At 58.9% G+C, this 14,906-nt stretch carries 13 protein-coding genes; 9 read left to right on the forward strand and 4 right to left on the reverse strand.

Features of this window, described 5'->3' with window-relative positions; genetic code table 11:
• The first annotated feature begins 250 nt into the window (after nt 1–250).
• The 3 genes from rapA (at nt 251) to NH461_RS14640 (ending at nt 5,082) form a co-directional block, all read left to right on the forward strand.
• Nucleotides 251–3,169: an RNA polymerase-associated protein RapA gene (gene rapA / locus NH461_RS14630; RefSeq protein WP_261601047.1), complete on the forward strand. Its 2,919-nt coding sequence runs from the start codon at nt 251–253 to the stop codon at nt 3,167–3,169.
• A 166-nt stretch (nt 3,170–3,335) separates the two neighbouring features.
• Nucleotides 3,336–4,052 (forward strand): bifunctional tRNA pseudouridine(32) synthase/23S rRNA pseudouridine(746) synthase RluA, encoded by a 717-nt coding sequence (gene rluA / locus NH461_RS14635; protein ID WP_261602925.1) that lies wholly within the window; start codon nt 3,336–3,338, stop codon nt 4,050–4,052.
• Between the two features lie 76 nt (nt 4,053–4,128).
• Nucleotides 4,129–5,082 carry a D-2-hydroxyacid dehydrogenase gene (locus tag NH461_RS14640; RefSeq protein WP_261601048.1) on the forward strand — a complete coding sequence of 318 codons (954 nt, stop codon included), beginning with the start codon at nt 4,129–4,131 and terminating at the stop codon, nt 5,080–5,082.
• A gap of 74 nt (nt 5,083–5,156) precedes the next feature.
• Here NH461_RS14640 and djlA read toward each other — a convergent pair whose 3' ends face one another.
• The gene (gene djlA / locus NH461_RS14645; protein WP_261601049.1) at nt 5,157–6,002 is read right to left on the reverse strand and encodes a co-chaperone DjlA; all 846 of its coding nucleotides are present in this window, start codon (nt 6,000–6,002) and stop codon (nt 5,157–5,159) included.
• A 189-nt stretch (nt 6,003–6,191) separates the two neighbouring features.
• Here djlA and lptD point away from each other — a divergent pair, with 189 nt between their 5' ends.
• From lptD to apaH, 6 genes are all read left to right on the forward strand, one after another.
• The gene (lptD, locus tag NH461_RS14650) at nt 6,192–8,552 is read left to right on the forward strand and encodes an LPS assembly protein LptD (RefSeq protein WP_261601050.1); all 2,361 of its coding nucleotides are present in this window, start codon (nt 6,192–6,194) and stop codon (nt 8,550–8,552) included.
• 68 nt (nt 8,553–8,620) lie between these two features.
• Nucleotides 8,621–9,925 (forward strand): peptidylprolyl isomerase SurA, encoded by a 1,305-nt coding sequence (surA, locus tag NH461_RS14655; RefSeq protein WP_261601051.1) that lies wholly within the window; start codon nt 8,621–8,623, stop codon nt 9,923–9,925.
• The gene (gene pdxA / locus NH461_RS14660; protein WP_261601052.1) at nt 9,912–10,904 is read left to right on the forward strand and encodes a 4-hydroxythreonine-4-phosphate dehydrogenase PdxA; all 993 of its coding nucleotides are present in this window, start codon (nt 9,912–9,914) and stop codon (nt 10,902–10,904) included. Before surA ends, pdxA begins: the two co-directional genes overlap by 14 nt.
• Nucleotides 10,901–11,716 (forward strand): 16S rRNA (adenine(1518)-N(6)/adenine(1519)-N(6))-dimethyltransferase RsmA, encoded by an 816-nt coding sequence (gene rsmA, locus NH461_RS14665; RefSeq protein WP_261601053.1) that lies wholly within the window; start codon nt 10,901–10,903, stop codon nt 11,714–11,716. Before pdxA ends, rsmA begins: the two co-directional genes overlap by 4 nt.
• A gap of 61 nt (nt 11,717–11,777) precedes the next feature.
• Entirely contained in the window at nt 11,778–12,161 is a 384-nt protein-coding gene (gene apaG, locus NH461_RS14670) for a Co2+/Mg2+ efflux protein ApaG (protein ID WP_261601054.1), read from the forward strand.
• 8 nt (nt 12,162–12,169) lie between these two features.
• Complete coding sequence (gene apaH / locus NH461_RS14675; protein ID WP_261601055.1) at nt 12,170–12,985, forward strand: bis(5'-nucleosyl)-tetraphosphatase (symmetrical) ApaH; 816 nt, start codon at nt 12,170–12,172, stop codon at nt 12,983–12,985.
• A 137-nt stretch (nt 12,986–13,122) separates the two neighbouring features.
• On the opposite strand, the gene folA is transcribed toward apaH, so the two are convergent.
• Genes folA through NH461_RS14690 form a run of 3 tightly spaced genes read right to left on the reverse strand, consistent with a single transcriptional unit; the run spans nt 13,123 to nt 14,897 of the window.
• Entirely contained in the window at nt 13,123–13,614 is a 492-nt protein-coding gene (folA, locus tag NH461_RS14680) for a type 3 dihydrofolate reductase (RefSeq protein ID WP_261601056.1), read from the reverse strand.
• Nucleotides 13,615–13,632: 18 nt separating this feature from the next.
• Nucleotides 13,633–14,106 carry a threonine/serine exporter family protein gene (locus NH461_RS14685; RefSeq protein WP_261602926.1) on the reverse strand — a complete coding sequence of 158 codons (474 nt, stop codon included), beginning with the start codon at nt 14,104–14,106 and terminating at the stop codon, nt 13,633–13,635.
• The gene (locus tag NH461_RS14690) at nt 14,103–14,897 is read right to left on the reverse strand and encodes a threonine/serine exporter family protein (protein ID WP_261601057.1); all 795 of its coding nucleotides are present in this window, start codon (nt 14,895–14,897) and stop codon (nt 14,103–14,105) included. The genes NH461_RS14685 and NH461_RS14690 overlap by 4 nt, the downstream gene beginning before the upstream one ends.
• Nucleotides 14,898–14,906: the final 9 nt, after the last annotated feature.

The raw sequence follows: 14,906 nt of genomic DNA on the forward strand, positions 1-14,906 counted from the left end.
CCAACCACGTTATCTGACTTCTATTTATGACCGGATTTAATGAAAAAATTGTGACAATCGACTCGAAAATGACACAAGCCAATTCTGTTAACTTTCACCGTGACCTTGCTCACAGCATGCAGTACCATTACCCCCCTTTTATGGCCGGTGCAGATTCTGACTTACACTTATATTTCAGTGTAGCGCACAAAAAGAAGAGCACCCGCTTAGCATCTCCTTAATATCAAATAATTAGAAGGTTTTAACCACTATGCCATTTGCTTTGGGTCAACGTTGGATCAGCGATACTGAAAGTGATCTGGGACTAGGCACGGTCGTCGCAATGGACGCCCGCACCGTCACCCTGATGTTCTCTGCGACAGAAGAAAACCGCTTGTATGCGCGCACTGATGCCCCCGTGACCCGGGTGATGTTTAATGTCGGCGATGTGATCGAAAGCCACGACGGCTGGTCGCTGCAAGTCGAGCAGGTGGATGAAACCGGCGGGGTGTTTACCTATTTCGGGACCCGCACCGATACCGGCGAAGAAAACGTCCCGCTGCGCGAGATTTTTCTCAGCAATCAGATCCGCTTCAACAAGCCCCAGGACAAGCTGTTTGCCGGTCAGATCGATCGCATGGACCGCTTTGCCCTGCGCTACCGGGCGCTGAACAATCAGTATGAACAACATAAAAGCCCGCTGCGCGGCCTGTGCGGCATGCGTGCCGGGCTGATCCCGCATCAGTTGCACATCGCCCATGAAGTCGGTCGCCGCTATGCACCGCGCGTATTGCTGGCCGATGAAGTGGGTCTGGGGAAGACCATCGAAGCCGGGATGATTATCCACCAGCAGGTGCTGTCCGGCCGTGCCGAACGCATTCTGATCCTGGTGCCGGAAACCCTGCAACACCAGTGGCTGGTCGAAATGATGCGCCGCTTCAACCTGCATTTCTCTATTTTTGACGAAGAGCGCTGCGTCGAAGCCTTTGCCGATTCCGCCAACCCGTTTGATACCGCCCAGTATGTACTGTGCTCGCTGGATTTCCTGCGCAAGAGCCGCCGCCGCTTCGAGCAGGCGCTCGAAGCCGACTGGGATCTGCTGGTGGTCGATGAGGCCCACCACCTGGAATGGAGCGAAGACAACCCGAGCCGCCAGTATCAGGTCGTCGAAGCCCTGGCCGAGAAGAGCCCTGGCGTCCTGCTGCTGACCGCAACCCCGGAGCAACTGGGCCACCAGAGCCACTTTGCCCGTCTGCGTCTGCTCGACCCGGACCGCTTTTACGATTACGACGCTTTTGTCGAAGAAGAGCGCCAGTACGCCCCGGTGGCTGACGCCGTCTCCCGCCTGCTGTCCGGCGACAAGCTCGATGATGTGGCCAAAAACAGCCTGACCGAGCTGTTGCCGGAGCAGGACATTGAGCCGCTACTGCGGATCATCGAGGCCGGTGACATCGACCCGGCACAACAGGCCAGCGTCCGCCAGGAGCTGATCGACAACCTGATGGACCGCCACGGCACCGGCCGGGTGCTGTTCCGTAATACCCGCGCCGCGATCAAAGGCTTCCCGCAGCGTCACCTGAACCTGTACCCACTGGCGCTGCCAACCCAGTACCAGACCGCGATGCGCGTCGCCGGAATGATGGCCGGCCACATGTCTCAAGAGCAAAAAGCGGCCAAGCTGCTGTATCCGGAAGATATTTATCAGGAATTCGAAGGGGAATCCGCAACCTGGTGGAACTTTGATCCCCGGGTCAACTGGCTGCTGGACATGCTCAAAGCCAACCGCAACGAAAAGGTGCTGGTGATCTGCTCTCGCGCCCAGACGGCGATGACCCTGGAGCAGGCCCTGCGCGAGCGCGAAGGGATCCGGGCCACCGTGTTTCACGAGGGCATGTCGATCATTGAGCGTGACAAAGCCGCCGCATACTTCGGCCAGGAAGAAGACGGCGCCCAGGTGCTGCTGTGTTCGGAGATCGGCTCAGAAGGCCGCAACTTCCAGTTTGCCAACCAGCTGGTGATGTTCGACCTGCCGGACAACCCGGATCTGCTGGAGCAGCGGATTGGCCGTCTGGACCGCATCGGCCAGAAACGCGATATCGAAATCCATGTCCCGCACCTGCAAGGCACCTCGCAGGCCCTGCTGGCCCATTGGTACAACGAAGGGCTCAATGCCTTCGAAGAAACCTGCCCGACCGGCCGTGCCATCTATGATGCCGTCGGTGCTGATTTGATCGAATTGCTGGCCAGCGACAAGCCGGATGGCGAAGCGCTGGAAGCCCTGATTGAAAAAAGTGCCGCCATGCACCAGGCGCTCAAGGCCAAACTGGAGCAGGGCCGAGACCGCCTGCTGGAAATCCACTCCAACGGCGGGGCCGATGCCCAGGCGCTGGCGGAGCGTATTGCCGCCAAAGACGGCGATACCAACCTGGTCACTTTTGCGCTGGGCCTGTTTGATACCATCGGCCTGAACCAGGACGACAGGGGTGAGAACGCGATTGTGGTCACCCCGTCGGAGCATATGATGGTGGCCAGCTATCCGGGCCTGCCGTATGACGGCTGTACCATCACCTTTGACCGCGACACCGCACTGGCCCGCGAAGACATGCATTTCATCAGCTGGGAGCACCCGATGATCCAGGGCGGGATTGACCTGCTGCTGTCGGAAGGCGTCGGCACCACCGCCGTCTCGCTGCTGAAGAACAAGGCCCTGCCAGTCGGCACCCTGCTGCTGGAGCTGATCTACGTGGTCGATGCCCAGGCACCGAAGCAATCAGGGATTGCCCGCTTCCTACCGCACACGCCGATCCGGATCCTGCTGGATGCCAAAGGCAACAACCTGTCGGCCAATGTCGAATTTGAAGGCTTCAACCGCCAGCTCAGTCCGGTCAACCGCCACCTCGGCAGCAAGCTGGTCAACTCGGTGCAAAAAGACATCCATGTCCTGATTGAGCATGCCGAGAAGGCCGTGGTCACCGAGCTGGATACCGTCCGGGCCAACGCGCAGCGCGAGATGGAAACCACCCTACGCGCTGAACTGGACCGCCTGCAGGCGCTGAAAGCGGTGAACCCGAATATCCGCGACGACGAGCTGGCATTGATTGAAACACAGATCGAGGAGCTGACCGGCTACATTGCCAAAGCGCAGATCCAGCTCGACTCGCTGCGCCTGATCGTGGTCAGCCACGGCTAACCGCAGGTTCAGTCGCCCAGCGACGCAGCCCCCAACAGAGCAGTCCCATGCCGGTCCCCGTGACCGGCATTTTTTTCCCGTTTCCCCCACCACGCACGATACGCACGGGTCAGTCCGGTATGCTATGATGCCCGCCTTACGTGCCACCAACCCGACGACACTTCACATGAGACCACTGCCGATACTGGACTACAATCCGCCGACCGATCCCTGGCTGGATGTGCTCTATCACGATCAAGACATCATTGCGGTCAACAAACCCTCCGGACTGCTGTCCAACCCGGGCCGGGATCCGGCTTTTCACGACAGCATTTACACCCGGGTGCTGACCGAGTCCCCCGACTCGCACATTATCCACCGTCTGGATATGGCCACGTCCGGGCTGATCGTTCTGGCGCTGAACAAACAAGCCGAACGCCACCTGAAAGCGCAGTTTCGCGATCGCCTGACCGAAAAAGTCTACTATGCCCGGGTGTGGGGCCACATCGCCGCCGATCACGGTACGGTTGATCTGCCGCTGATCTGCGACTGGCCGAACCGCCCGCGCCAGAAAGTTTGCCATGAAACCGGCAAGCCCTCCGTCACCCATTACCAGGTGCTGGCCCGGGAAGACAACACCACCCTGGTTCGCCTGCGCCCGGTAACCGGCCGCTCGCACCAGCTTCGCGTCCATATGCAGGCGCTCGGCCACCCAATCCTCGGCGATGGCTTCTACGCCCACGATGAAGCCTATGCTCTGGCGCCGCGGCTTCAGCTGCATGCCGCCGAGCTGACCTTCAGCCATCCGGCCACCGAGCAGCCGATGCATCTGTTCGCACCGTGCGATTTTTACCCGGACGCCCCGCGCAGCACCCTGCCCGAGCGTCTCGGAGACCCGGCATAAATCATCATCCGGGCTTGAGCTGAAGAGCGAAGTTAGTGTTAACTATCAACACCATTTCTCAACGTCAGCCAAGCCCATGGAGCAGATCGTCTTTCTCGACCGGGATACCATCCCGGCGCATATTCACCTACCAACACCGCAGTTTGCGCACCAGTGGACAGCCTACCCGGCAACCGCGCCGGACCAGGTGCTACCCCGGTTGCAAAACGCCACCATCGCAATCACCAATAAAGTCATCCTCGATGCCGACACCCTGCGCCAGTTGCCGCAGCTCAAGATGATCGCCATCGCCGCCACCGGCACCAACAACGTCGATCTCGACTACTGCCGGGCACACGGCATTGTCGTCAGCAACATTCGCGGCTATGCCACCGACTCGGTGCCGGAGCATGTGATCGCCATGATGTTTGCCCTGCGGCGCAATCTGCTGGGCTATCATCAGGATATTCAACGGGGGGTATGGCAGGAAAAAGGGCAGTTTTGTTTCTTCAACCATCCGATTGGCGATATTCGCGGGGCGACCCTGGGGATTGTCGGCGGCGGCAGCCTGGGACAAGCGGTGGCGGATTTGGGCCGGGCGCTGGGCATGACGGTGCTATTGGCCGAGCGCAAAGGTCAGCCGGACTGCCGGGCGGGCTACACCCCGTTTGAGACGGTGCTGGCCACTGCCGACGTGCTGACGCTGCACTGTCCGCTCAGTGAGCAGACCCGCAACCTGATCGGTGCGGATGAGCTGGCCGCGATGAAAGCGAGCGCGATCTTGATCAATACCGGGCGGGGCGGGCTGGTCGACGAGCAAGCCCTGGTCGATGCGCTAACCCGAGGCACCCTCGCCGGGGCCGGAGTTGATGTCTTTACCGAGGAGCCGGCACCGAACTACAACCCGCTCGTGGCCAACAGCCATTTACCCAACCTGCTCTTGAGCCCGCATGTTGCCTGGGGATCCGACTCCGCCATTCAGACGCTCGCTGACCAGCTGGTCGAGAACCTCAACCACTTCGTCGCCGGCCAGCCGCAAAATCAAGTCTGAAGCTCCACCATAAAAAAACACGGCCCGGTTATAAACCGGGCCGTGTTGAACACTGTAATCGCTGATACGGGCACCTACTTGAGCCCTTTTGCCTTGCGGATCAAATCATACGCCGCCTGCAATTCCTGGGTTTTCTGCTTCGCCAGCTCCATCATCTCCGGCGGCAGGCCTTTGGCCGCCAGCTTGTCCGGGTGATGCTCATTCATTTGCTTGCGGTAGGCCCGTTTCAGCTCCTGCGCCGTTGCAGAGGCAGGCACCCCCAGCAGCTCATACGCATCGGCCAGCTGATCCCGGGTCGGTGCCTGACGGAACCCACCCTGTTGCTGATATTGCTGCTGAAATCCGCCCTGCTGGAAACGAAAGGCCGCTTCCTGCATATGCAGCCGCTGTTCCAGTTGCTGCGCGGAAAAGCCCAGGCCGCGGGCAATGACATGCAGCAATTCACGCTCGCGCGGATGCAGGCTGCCGTCGGCAAAAGCGGCCTGGATCTGCAGTTCAAGGAAGAACTGCAGTAAATCCGACCGACCGGCGCAGCTCATGCGCACCTTGGTCAGGGTTTCCCCCAGCGGGAAATCCTCTTCTTTCCCTTCCCGGAACGCATTCTGGGCCTGGTGACGCGACTCGCCATGCAGCCCCATCCGATCCATCAGGGCGCTGGCGACCCGGATTTCCTCCTGAGTGACCCGGCCTTTGGATTTCGCCAGGTGGCCCATCACCGCAAAACCGGCGTAGAAAAACTCGGCCTGCCGCTCGGCACTGTTGGCACGCCCGGCACCAAATCCGCCAAAACTGCCGCCAGAATAAATATTTGTCCGCGCTTTATCGAACTTATGGCCGAGAAAGAGGCCTAACAGTAACCCGAACGGCCCACCAAGGAGGAAACCAAAAAATGCGCCTAAAATCTTGCCCCAAACCTGCATTCTCTACTCTCTGGTAATTTGCTAAATTTAGATATATTTCTTCGACTTTACCCGGCCTTCGCAACGCCAAGAGATGCTGTCGGGCTGAATTTGCATTATGATAGCTGGCATTTATCGGGAATGCTTGCAAAAAGCACCAACAATCCGATTTCAAACGCGCTATAGATGAATACAGGAAAGTGTAACTAGATGTCATTAACTTCCCGCAGCTTACTGGCCACCATGATCAGCCTCGCGCTTTATGGCCCGGCCATGGCTTCCGAGACCCCTGCTTTAAGCGAAGATGTCAATGATGAGTCTGCGGCTGTCAATGGCGCGCCCGATCACCTGGAAATGGTCCGGGGCACCTGTCTGGCGCCTCAGGACCAACCGGCCGATCCGAACAATGAACCGATCACCGTCAGCGCCGATACCGCGGAAGCGCAGCCGAACCGGAAAGTGACCTATGCCGGCGACGTGGTGCTGCAGCAAGGACACCGCACCGTCGCGGCAGATACGGCCACCCTGCACCAGCCGGAAAATGTGGTCACGGCCGAAGGCAATGTCTATTTCCACGACGGCTCGATTGAAGTCTATGCCGACCGCATCCAGAGTAACCTCGACACAGAGGACTCCGAGATGAACAACGCCGTCTATAACATGACCTGTGAAGCCGGCCGGGGTGAAGCCGAGCGGGTGACCAAAAACGGCATCTCTTACTACCGGCTGAAAAACGGGACCTATACCACCTGTCCGCCGGGTGACAAGAGCTGGCAGTTCACCGCCTCCAGCATCGAGCGTGAGGCCGATTCTCCGTTTGCCGATCTGTATAACGCCCGGTTTGAAGTCGCCGATGTGCCCGTCTTTTACCTGCCGTACCTGCGGGTGCCCGTCGGGGATCAACGCCTGACCGGTTTCCTGTATCCGTCGCTCAGCTACGGCTCCCGGGACGGCTTTCAGCTCGAGACGCCGTTTTATTGGAATATCGCGCCCAACTACGACATGACGATCACTCCGAAGTACATGACCAACCGCGGCTTGCAGCTCAATACCGAGTTCCGTTACCTGACGGAAGCCGGAACGGGCCATCTGCGCGGGGAATACCTGGGGGATGATCAGGAATCACCGGACGGCGATCCACGCTGGGGCTATAACTGGACCCACAACGGCATGTACAACCAGCACTGGCTGTTCGAAGTCGACTACAGCAAAGTCAGTGACGTGAACTACTTTGCCGACATCGATTCCAACATCGGGGAGCGGGAAGACAACAACCTGCTGCAAACCGGGGAAGTTTCTTACCGGGACCGCTACTGGGATTCCACGTTGCGGGTCCGGAATTTCCAGGCGCTGACGCCGGGCGTCTCGTCAAACTACAAGCTGCTGCCGCAGCTGGCGTTCAACTATTACCGGCCGGACATGCCCTACGGCTTCGACTTTCACCTGAACAGCCATTTCAGCCGGTTTGAAAACGATGCCGACGATAAGCCATCCGCAGATCGGATCCATCTGGAACCGACCCTGACCCTGCCGTACGCCACCCCGTGGTGGTCACTCACCTCTGAGGCAAAACTGATGTATACCTATTACAATCAGGATTTTAATGCCAATGTGGATGAACTGGCCTCACTCGAGGAAACCGCAACCCGGACCGTGCCGAGTGCCCGGATCCACAGCGGCCTGTACTTCGAGCGGGATGCCTGGTTGTGGGGCGAGGACTACACCCAGAGCCTGGAGCCGCAGGTTCAGTACCTGTATGTGAAAGATGTCGAGCAACAGGATATCTACGCCAGTTATGACACCACCTTGCTGCAAACCGACTACTACGGCCTGTTCCGCGATCGCCGCTACTCCAGCGTCGACCGGATCGCGGCAGCCAACCAGTTCACGGTCGGGGCAACCACCCGTTTCTTTGACAGTGAATTTATCGAACGTTTCAACCTGTCGTTCGGCCAGATTTTTTATCTCAACAGTTCCGGCCGCAACTTGGACGAAGCCGGCGAGTCTTCCCCGAACTACTCAGCCTCGGCGTTTGAGTCCGACTTTAACTATGATGACTGGCTGTTCTTCCACGGCAGCCTGCAATATGACGCCAGCGAAGATGTCATGCAGTTTGCCAACGCCGCCGTCGAATACCGCCAGGATGATGTATTCAGCCAGCTCAACTACCGCTATGTGTCGAAAGACTATATCAAGCAGAGCCTGCCGGATAACGATCAGATTGATAACTACACCGAAGAAGGGATCTCGCAACTGGGCTTCTCAACCGGGTTCCCGGTTTACGGCAGCCTGAGCCTGCGCGGGGACTACTACCATGATTTGACCGAAAACCAGATGCTGGAAGGCCAGATCACCCTGAACTACCGCTCGGCCTGTTGGATGATCAGCCTGGGCTACAACGAGTACATGAAGTCGCGCAGTAACGTCAACACCCAGTCGGCCGAGTACGAGCAGAACTTCAGTATCTCCTTCAGCCTGATCGGGCTGGCGGGGGCCACACCGGCGAGCTTGTCGAATGCCGACGGCGGCAATGCCATTGCCTACGGCCGTCCTTTCTACCTCAATAACTGATTCAGCTGCCGCGACCCGGTCGCGGCTGAGCTGAAAGAACGCGCTGATGCGCACAAATGGAAAGATGTATGAAAAAGTGGAAGTCTTCCCTGCTGGGCCTGACCTTATGGAGCCTGGCCGCCGGTAGCTTTGCTGCCCCGCAACAACTCGATAAAGTGGTCACCATCGTCAACGACAGCGTGATCCTGCAAAGCGACGTCGATGCCATGCTGAAAACCGTGCGCATGAATGCCGCCGGTCAGAACCAGCCGCTGCCGTCCGATGACATCCTGATCGATCAAATCATGGAAAAACTGATCATCGAAACCCTGCAAATCCAGCAGGCGGATCAGTTCGGGATCCGGATCGACGACAACCGCCTGGATCAGGCGATTGGCCAGCTGGCGGCAGAGCGCCAGATGTCGGTCGCCCAATTGCGCCAGTACCTGGCCGACAACGGCATCAGCTTTGCTGTCTTTCGCGAGCAGATGCGCCGTGACCTGACCGCCAGCGAAGCCCGCACCATCCAGGTGCGCCGCCGGATCAACATCCTGCCGCAGGAAGTCGAGCTGCTGGCCGAGCAACTGAACAAGCAAAACCTGCAAGACACCAGCTACAATATCAGCCACATCCAGCTGCGTATCAGCGAAGATGCCAGTGCCGAAGCGCGGGAAGCTGCACAGCAGCAAGCCAAGGAGCTGGTCCAGCAACTCAAGCAGGGCGCGGATTTTGCCAACTTGGCCTATCGTTACTCCAAGGGCCCGAAAGCCCTGCAGGGTGGCCAGTGGGGCTGGATGCGTAAAGAAGAAATGCCGACCATCTTTGCCGACCAGCTCGGCAGCAGCGGTAAAGGCGCGATTATCGGCCCGTTCCGCAGCGGCGTGGGCTACCATATTCTCAAGATCAACGCCGTTCAGGGACTGGAAACCGTCTCGGTGACCGAAGTCAATGCCCGCCATATTCTGCTCAAGACCTCGGTCATTCTGAGCGATGAAGGTGCCAAACGTCAGCTGGAGAAGGCACGACGTGCTATCATGGCCGGAGAGAAGAGTTTTGCGGATGAGGCCCAGGTCCTGAGCGCTGATCCGGGCTCTGCTGCCAATGGCGGTGAGCTGGGCTGGCAAACGCCGGATATTTACGTTCCGGCGTTTAAAGACAAGGTCGAAACCTTGCCGGTCGGCACCATCAGCGAACCGTTCAAGACGGTTCACGGCTGGCATATTGTCGAAGTGCTGGAGCGTCGCGATGTCGACCGCACTGACGCCGCGGTGAAAAACCGCGCCTATCGCATTCTGTTTAGCCGCAAATTTAACGAAGAAGCCCAGGCGTGGCTGCAAGAGCTACGCGCCGGGGCTTATATCGAAAAGCCGGAAGAAACCAATGACCCAAGTTAAACGTATCGCGATCACCCCCGGCGAGCCTGCCGGGATTGGTCCGGATCTGGTGATCGCCCTGGCCCAGGAAGACTGGCCCCATGAGCTGGTGATTTGTGCTAATGCCCAGCTTATGGTAGAACGTGCGGCCCAGCTGGGACTTCCACTGCAAGTGATCCGGTATGATCCGGCCCAACCGGCCCGGCCACACCAGGCCAGCACACTGGTGGTTGCCGATCATGCCCTTGCCGCCCAAGTCACCGCCGGGGAGCTGAACGAGCAAAATGGCCACTATGTGTTAGACACGCTGGCCCGGGCAGCCGACGGGAACATGAGCGGCGAGTTCGCCGCCGTGGTCACCGGCCCGGTCCACAAAGGCGTGATTAACCGCGCCGGGGTCTCGTTCAGCGGGCATACCGAGTTCTTTGCCCACAAGGCCAACTCCTCCCAGGTTGTCATGATGCTGGCCACCGAAGGGCTGCGTGTGGCCTTAGTCACCACGCATATCCCACTGGCTTATGTGTCGAAAGCCATCACCGAGGGGCGGCTCCAGCAGGTGATCCGGATCTTGCATGACGATCTGGTCAACAAGTTCGGGATTGCCGAGCCGAAAATTTACGTGTGCGGGCTCAATCCGCATGCCGGCGAAGACGGTTGCCTGGGCATGGAAGAGATCGAAGTGATCTCCCCGACCCTGGAAAAACTTCGCCAGGAAGAAGGCATGAATTTGATCGGTCCGTTACCGGCCGATACCATCTTCCAGGAAAAATATCTTGCCGATGCCGATACGGTGTTGGCGATGTATCACGATCAAGGGCTGCCCGTGCTGAAATTCAAAGGTTTTGGCAAATCGGTCAACATCACGCTCGGCTTGCCCTTTATCAGAACTTCAGTAGATCATGGTACCGCACTGGAACTCGCCGGTACCGGACAGGCGGACACCGGTAGCCTTCGGACAGCGCTATCGCACGCCCTAGAATTGGTAGAAAAACAAACATGAGCAGCGATCAGGTCCATCTCGGCCACCGCGCCCGTAAGCGCTTTGGTCAGAACTTTTTGAACGACCCATACATCATCGACGGCATTGTCTCGGCCATTAATCCGAGACCAGGCCAGAACCTGGTGGAAATCGGCCCGGGCCTGGGCGCGATCACCGAGCCGGTCGGCAAACAGGTCGATAAATTCTCGGTCATCGAGCTGGACCGGGATCTGGCCGAGCGCCTGCGCAACCATCCGGATCTGGGCAGCAAGCTGACCATTTATGAAGGCGATGCCATGCGCTTCGACTTCACGCAGCTGATCAAAGAGAACAACAAGCTGCGGATTTTCGGCAACCTGCCGTACAACATTTCCACGCCGTTGATGTTCCACCTGTTCAGCTTCCATGCCCATGTGCAGGACATGCACTTCATGCTGCAAAAAGAAGTGGTGAACCGTCTGGCAGCGGGTCCTGGCAGCAAAGCCTACGGCCGCCTGACTGTGATGGCGCAGTACTACTGTAAAGTCACCCCGGTACTGGAAGTGCCGCCGTCGGCCTTCAAGCCGGCGCCGAAAGTAGATTCTGCCGTCGTTCGCCTGATGCCGTATGAAACGCTGCCGCATCCATGCACCAGCCTGAAGTGGCTGGATCGGGTGTGCCGCGAAGGATTCAACCAACGCCGTAAAACCATCCGCAACTGCTACAAGCAACTGCTGACCGTCGAGCAACTGGAAGCGCTGGGGATTAACCCGAGCATGCGTCCGGAAAACCTGACGCTGGAGCAGTTCGTTGCGATGGCTAACTGGCTGGATGCCAACCATCAGCCATCCTAACGGGTCATCCGTCTGCCCGGGCCGCCGGTCCGGGCAACAGCCAACGAAAGGAAGCAAAACTGTGACATCCAAGGCGATCCCAACCATCAAATGCAGAGTGGTCACCCACTATCTCGAAGAGCAATCCGAGCCTGAAAACCAGCGCTATGTGTTCTCTTACACCATCACGATTTGCAACCTGGGAAGCGGTACCGCGCAGCTGCTCAAGCGTCACTGGCAGATCACCGATGCCAACGGCAAAACCCTGATCGTCGATGGCGAAGGGGTGGTCGGTGAGCAACCGAGCATTGCTGCCCATGAAGAATATACCTACACCAGCGGCACCATTATCGAAACCCCGCTCGGGGTGATGCAGGGCCACTATGTCATGGTCAATGAGCAGGGTGAGCACTTCAAAGCGGATATCGCACCGTTCCGGCTGTCTCTCCCGAATATTCTGCACTAAGGCACACCATGGCGACATATCTGGTCGGCGACATTCAGGGCTGTTTTGACGATCTCTGCGACTTGCTGGATCAGGCCAACTTTAACCCGCAACACGACGAACTCTGGCTCTCCGGCGATCTGGTCGCCCGCGGCCCAAAATCTCTGGAAACCCTGCGCTATGTCAAAAGCTTAGGGGATAAAGCCACCGTGGTGCTGGGCAACCACGACCTCCACCTGCTCGCTGCCGCCCACGGGCTGGCCAAAGTCAAAAAGCGCGATCAGGTGCAGCCGATCCTCGATGCGCCGGATCGTGACGTGCTGCTCGACTGGCTGCGCCACCGACCCGTGCTGGCTGAGCACCCCGAGCACCCGTTTGTGATGGCCCATGCCGGGATCCCACCGCACTGGGATCTGGCCACTGCCCGCCGCGAGGCCCGCAGGGTCGAAGCCTGTCTGCAAAGCCAGGATTTCCTCTGGCTGTTGGAGCATATGTACGGTGATGGCCCGGACGCGTGGCACCCCGACCTGAGCGGGATCGCCCGCTATCGCTATACCATCAATGCCCTGACACGGATGCGGTTCTGTTACCCGGACGGCCGGCTGGATATGGCATGCAAGCTATCGCCGGATGATCCGGCTATCGGTGATCTGACGCCCTGGTTTCGCCTGCCGCGCCCGCCGTTGGGGAAAACCGTCATTTTCGGTCACTGGGCTGCCTTGATGGGGCACCAGGACTCACAAGTCATTGGCCTCGATACCGGCTGCGTCTGGGGCAACAGCATGACCCTGCTGCGCTGGGAAGACGGCGCCCGTTTCGAAAAAGCCTGCCCGGCTTACGCGTAACCCGGCCTTCTTCTGAATCACAAAAGGGCTGACCTAATGCAGGTCAGCCCTTTTTGATCTCAGACTTTATTCCGTGTCTTCGACGCCCGAACCTTCAGGCACTGCCGGGCCCCCAGGCGTCAGAAGCGCATTAGTCCTCAGGCGCCGGCGGCTCGCTCCAGGATCACAAACCGCATGTCGTGGGCATTTTTCTCATCCGCAGCATGGGACTCGCTATGCACCTCTTGCCAGCCTTCGCCCCAGTCCGGGAACCGGGTATCGCCTGTCACCTCGACGTCAATAAACGTCAGATAGAGGCGATCAGCTTGCGCCAGGCAGGCCGTATAAATCGCCCCACCGCCAATGATCATCAGCTCATCGACGGCGCCGGCAGCAGCTTTGGCCGCAGCAATATCGTTCACCACCGTCACGCCGTCGGCCTGAAAATCCGGATTGCGGCTGATCACGATATTGTGGCGTCCCGGCAAGGGCCGGCCAATGGACTCAAAGGTCTTGCGGCCCATCACCACCGGCTTGCCTAGGGTTGCCTGCTTGAACCAGGCAAAATCGGCCGGCAGGTGCCACGGCATCGCATTGTTCTTGCCGATCACCCGGTCGTGCGCCATTGCGGCGATCATACTGATCTTCATCTTGTTCCCCTCGCAAATCTAGACCACAGGCCGGCGACGATAAAACAATAGGCCCGGCATTGCCAGCCCGATGGCCAGGGCAGCGACAATAAATACGGCCTTGATAACATTTTCCAGTAGCAGGGTCCACAGCTCGGGGCTGAATCCGCGATGATTGATCTCCACCAGGGCAATCATCGCTTTGAACGCAAACACCCCGGGCACCATAGGGATCATGGCTGCCACAGTAAACACTTTGGGGTGGGCGAGAAAACGATGCGACCAGTGGACCCCGATCATGCCCACCAGCGTCGCAGCGCCCAAAGTTGCCCATTCAATCGGCACCCCCCAATGCATCAGGACAAAGCGGCTGCCGTGGCCCAGCGCGCCACCAATTGCACAATACTTCAGGGCCTTATGCGGCACATTAAACACCAAAGCAAAACCGACCGCCGGGATCATGGCAAAAAACATGTCATTGAGCAGTGCTAGCAAAAACTCCCCGACCGTCATGACACCCACCCCCAGACACCGAGAATATTCATCGCCGCCACGATCCCCATACTGGTTGACAGGGTGAGCAGGCTTGCCATCACCCAGCGGGCAATCCCCATATCGATATACCCTTTGACCATGTCCGCCACCGCATTAATCAGCGGAAACCCCGGCACCAGCATCAGCACCGAGGACGCCATCGCCAGAAACGGGGCTTCCCCGATCTGCCACACCACGCCCAGTCCGGAAATCAGGGTCGTGACAAAAGCAGTAATACCGAAATTCACCAGCGGGTTAAAGTGTCGGTGGCCGATTTCCTGGCGCACCGTCATCCCGATCGCCGAAGCGACAAACGTCAGCCAGAACACCGGCCAGTCCGCCCCGGCCAACCGGCTGAACGAGGCACAGGACAGACCGATCATCGCCACCACCAGCCAGCGGTTATAGCGCAGCGGCTGGATCCGGTCGAGCCGCTGATGGACTTCCTCGACGCCCAGCACCCCGCGCTCAGCCATGATGCACACCCGCTGAATCTCCGTCACCACCTGCATGTTGATCCCGCGATCCTGGCAGCGCCGGGTGGTCGTAATACAACGCCCCTGGCTGAGCGTGGTGATCACCATCGAACTTGGCGAAAGCGACACCTCGACGCTTTCGACCCCCAGCGCCAGACCAAGCCGGCTGGTGACATCGGTCACCAGCGTACTCTCGGCCCCATGCTGCAGCAGCCGCTGACCGGCCAAAACAGCCAGCCGGGAGATCTCCCGCTGCACCGGCTCTGTTAATACCCGCGGCTCCATTTCCGCCATGTTTCCCTC

Origin of the sequence: Photobacterium sp. TY1-4, assembly GCF_025398175.1 — a bacterium.
In the GTDB taxonomy this organism is placed as follows: Bacteria; Pseudomonadota; Gammaproteobacteria; order Enterobacterales; family Vibrionaceae; genus Photobacterium.